Source organism: Selenomonas sp. (genome assembly GCF_052169755.1).
Classification (GTDB): Bacteria; Bacillota; Negativicutes; order Selenomonadales; family Selenomonadaceae; genus Selenomonas.
Genome location: NZ_JBQNBV010000203.1, coordinates 1 through 2,630, shown reverse-complemented (window position 1 = coordinate 2,630; position 2,630 = coordinate 1). Strand labels below are relative to the sequence as shown.

The 2,630-nt window shown below is 58.9% G+C and carries 2 protein-coding genes; both read left to right on the top strand.

The annotated features are described in order from the left end of the window. Positions 1-1,034, top strand: a 1,034-nt coding sequence (locus ACTTKG_RS10280) for an argininosuccinate synthase (protein WP_442674104.1), incomplete at its 5' end; no start/stop codon positions are given. Beyond that, complete coding sequence (argH, locus tag ACTTKG_RS10275) at positions 1,031-2,458, top strand: argininosuccinate lyase (protein ID WP_442674103.1); 1,428 nt, start codon at positions 1,031-1,033, stop codon at positions 2,456-2,458. The genes ACTTKG_RS10280 and argH, both read left to right, overlap by 4 nt. Positions 2,459-2,630 lie beyond the last annotated feature (172 nt).

Sequence of the window (2,630 nt, the reverse complement as noted above, 5' to 3'; positions counted from 1 at the left end):
CATACGTCGAAGATCTCACGCAGGAGTTCCTTGAGGAGTATGTCTGGCCGACGCTCAAGGCGCAGGCGGTCTACGAGGGAAAGTATCTTCTGGGCACGTCGTTCGCGCGTCCCTTGATCGCCAAGCGTCTCGTCGAGATCGCGAAAGCGGAGGGCGCGGACGCCATCGCGCACGGCGCGACGGGCAAGGGCAACGATCAGGTGCGTTTCGAGCTTACCGTCAAAGCGCTCGCGCCGAACCTCACGATCATCGCCCCGTGGCGTGAGTGGGAGCTTGGCTCGCGCACGGAAGAAATCGAATACGCGAAGAAGCACGGCATTCCCGTCGCCGAGGAAAACAAGACGTACAGCATGGATCGCAACATCTGGCACCTGTCGCACGAAGGCTCCGACCTTGAAGATCCGTGGAACGAGCCGAAGAACGAGATGTTCCTGATCTCGAAAGCTCCCGAGGACGCGCCCGACAAGCCCGAGTACGTTACGGTCGACTTCGAGAAGGGCGTTCCCGTCGCCGTCAACGGCGAGAAGCTCGGTGCGGTCGAACTCTTGACGAAACTCAACGAGATCGGCGCGCGAAACGGCGTCGGCATCACGGATATATGCGAGAACCGCCTCGTCGGCATGAAGTCGCGCGGCGTCTACGAGAATCCCGGCGGAGCGATCCTCTACTATGCGCACCGCGAGCTTGAGTATCTGTGCCTTGACCGCGCGACGTACCACTACAAGGAAGGCGTCGCCATCCGCTTCGGCGAGCTTGTCTACGACGGCATGTGGTTCTGCCAGCTCAGAGAAGCGCTGCAGGCGTTCGTCGACAGCACGCAGGAGAGCGTCACGGGCACGGTGCGCCTCAAGCTCTACAAGGGTAACATCATCAGCGCCGGTGCGAAGTCGCCGTATTCGCTTTACAGTCAGGAGTTTGTGACCTTTGAGCGCGACGAGGTCTACGACCAGTCCGACGCGACGGGCTTCATCAACCTTTTCGGTCTGCCCTTGAAGGTGCGCGCTCTCATGCAGGAAAAGGCGGGGAAAGAATGAGCGAACAGCTTTGGGGCGGTCGTTTCTCCAAGAGCACGGACGAGATGATCAACGATTTCCAAGCGTCAATTTCCTTTGACAAGCGCATGTACCGCGAGGACATCGCGGGCAGCATCGCGCACGCGAAGATGCTCGCCAAGTGCGGCATCCTCACGGAAACGGATAGAGATGCCATCATCTCCGGGCTGCGCGACATTCTGCAAAACATCGAGCGCGGCGACTTCGATTTTTCCGTCGCGCTCGAAGACATCCACATGAACATCGAGAAGCGTCTGACCGACGCGATCGGCGAGGCGGGCGGCAGGCTGCACACGGCGCGCAGCCGCAACGACCAAGTCGCGCTCGACACGCACCTTTATGTGCGCGGGCAGACGCTCGCCGTGCTCGGCTGCATCGCCGACCTGCAGCGTGCGCTCGTCGAGACGGCAGAGCGCTATCCCGACGTGATCATGCCGGGCTACACGCACTTGCAGCGTGCGCAGCCGATCCTCTTCTCGCATCACATGCTCGCCTACTTCTCCATGCTCGCACGCGATTTCTCGCGCTTCTTAGGCGTCTACGAGCGCGCGGACATCATGCCGCTCGGCGCGGGTGCGCTTGCGGGCACGACGTTCCCCATCGACCGCGAGTTCGTGGCGGAGGAGCTTCACTTCGACGCCGTCTACACGAACAGCCTCGATGCCGTCAGCGACCGCGACTACATCATGGAATTCCTCTCCGCCGCCTCCATCCTCATGGTGCATCTGTCGCGGCTCTCTGAGGAAATCATCCTCTGGTGCTCGCGCGAGTTCTCCTTCATCGAGTTGGACGATGCCCACTGCACAGGCTCTTCGATGATGCCGCAGAAGAAGAATCCCGACGTCTCCGAACTCGTGCGCGGCAAGACCGGGCGCGTCATCGGTCACCTCATGGCGATGCTCACAATCGTCAAGGGCTTGCCGCTCGCCTACAACAAGGATTTGCAGGAGGATAAGGAAGGCGTGTTCGATGCCATCGACACGGTGAAATTCAGCCTCGCCGTCTACACCGCGCTCCTTCGCGGCATGACGGTCAAAGGCGACGTCATGAAACGCGCCGTCACGGAAGACTTCTCCAACGCCACCGACCTCGCCGACTACCTTGTGAAGAAGGGCATGCCGTTCAGAAAAGCGCACGCCGTCGCAGGACGCGCCGTGCATCTTTGCATCGAGCAGGACAAGTGGCTCGAAGACATGACCATGGAAGAATTCCGCGCCCTGTCCGACCTCTTTGCGGACGATATAAAAGAAGCCATCCGTCCCGAAACCTGCGTGAAAAACCGCAATTCCCTCGGCGGCACATCGTACAGCCAGGTCGCATGGCAGCTTGAAAAGGCGAAAATGCTGCTTGCGGAGGAAGGCAGAAAAAAAGAAGAATTGAAGAAGAAAGAGATTCGGTTCGATTGATGTTTTAGCCCCTTGTTGGCTATGCTGTATCGAATCGTGCATCTCAACGGCAAAAAACGGAGTGTCGCTGTCGGCACTCCGTTTTTGCTGTTGAATTTTCTATCGAAAGCACAAAACCTATCTGTGCTTTCGATATTTTTGATTTTTGCTGTTCGGTTTATCGGGAAGCGTG

Excerpts from the sequence above, each read along its gene's own strand:
- argH (WP_442674103.1), top strand. The coding sequence starts at position 1,031 with ATGAGCGAACAGCTTTGGGGCGGTCGTTTCTCCAAGAGCACGGACGAG.